1 protein-coding gene is annotated in these 1,506 nt (G+C 71.1%); it reads left to right on the top strand.

Annotated features, from left to right (window positions below; genetic code table 11):
• Positions 1-246: 246 nt before the first annotated feature.
• Positions 247-1,476 (top strand): IS110 family RNA-guided transposase, encoded by a 1,230-nt coding sequence (locus HC031_RS32140; RefSeq protein WP_167929224.1) that lies wholly within the window; start codon positions 247-249, stop codon positions 1,474-1,476.
• Positions 1,477-1,506 lie beyond the last annotated feature (30 nt).

Raw genomic sequence — 1,506 nt, 5'->3', positions numbered from 1 at the left:
GGCTAATGGGACTCGAACCGGCCCGTTGTTGTGGTAGGTGGGTTGGGTCCGAGCCGCCAGGGGCTGAGCACTGTGCAGGGCCGATCTTCGAGGTCTAGGACTAGATCGTGCCGCCCCTGGTCGGTGAGGGGGCGAGACGACTGGTGGGATGGCGTGCCGAGTCGAGCACTGATCCATTAGCGCGTGCGTAGCTCCTCCTCACGGCATCGGACGTGACCGGTGCCGGTGACCAGGAGGGAGATCGCGGTGCTGTTCGTCGGTGACGACTGGGCCGAGGCCCACCACGACGTGGAGATCCAAGACGACACCGGCCGGCGGTTGGCGCGGCGGCGGCTGCCCGAAGGGGTGGCCGGGATGGCCGTGTTGCACGCCCTGATCGCTGACCATCTCGGTGACGGCGAGCCGGGCGAGGTGGTCGTGGGGATCGAAACCGACCGGGGTGCCTGGGTGCAGGCGCTGGTCGCCGCGGGTTACCAGGTGTATGCGATCAACCCGCTGTCGGTGGCCCGCTACCGGGAACGGCACGTGACCTCGGGGGCGAAAAGCGACGCCGGCGACGCGAAGGTACTCGCGGATCTGGTCCGTACCGATCGGCAGCATCACCGGCCGATCGCCGGTGACAGCGACCTGGCCGAGGCGATCAAGGTCCTCGCCCGGGCCCACCAGAATCTGATCTGGTCGCGGCAGCGGCAGGCCAACGCGCTGCGCTCGACGCTGCGGGAGTTCTACCCGGCCGCCCTGGCGGCGTTCGACGAACTCGCCGGCCGCGACGCCCTCGCCGTGTTGGCGCTGGCGCCGACTCCGACCCGCGGGCGGACTCTGTCGCAGGCGAAGATCGCGGCGGTGTTGCGCCGCGCCGGCCGTCAGCGCAACGTCGACAGCCGCGCCGAGGCCATCCGGGCCGCGCTGCGCAGCGAGCAGCTGGCCGCCCCGGTCACCGTGGAGCTCGCGTTCGGGCACACCGTCACCGCCCTGGTACGGGTCCTGGCCGAACTGACCCGCCAGATCGAGGCATTGGAAGGTGAGCTGGTCGCCCATTTTGACCGGCACCCGGACGCCGAGATCTACCGCTCCCTACCCGGCCTGGGAGCGATCCTCGCCGCCCGGGTGCTCGCCGAATTCGGCGATGACCCGACCCGGTTCGCCGACGCCAAAGCCCGCCGCAACTACGCCGCCACCAGCCCGATCACCCGCGCCTCGGGCACCCGCCGGATCGTGCTCGCCCGCGTCGCGGCCAACAAACGCCTGCGCGACGCGCTCTATCTGCAGGCCTTCACCGCGCTGACCGTCTCACCCGGCGCCCGCGCCTACTACGACGCCCACCGCGCCCGCGGCGCCACCCACCACCAAGCGCTGCGCGCCCTGGCCAACCGCCTCGTCGGCATCCTGCACGGCTGCCTGCGCCATCGCACCACCTACCGCGAAGGCACCGCCTGGCCAGCGGTGCAACCACAACAACTGGCCACCGCCGCTTGACGCCTTCCAGCCGTGGGATGTCTAGTCCGC

The organism is Planosporangium thailandense (assembly GCF_011947195.1).
Taxonomy (GTDB): Bacteria; Actinomycetota; Actinomycetes; order Mycobacteriales; family Micromonosporaceae; genus Planosporangium; species Planosporangium thailandense.
This window is presented reverse-complemented; position numbering and strand designations above follow the sequence as displayed.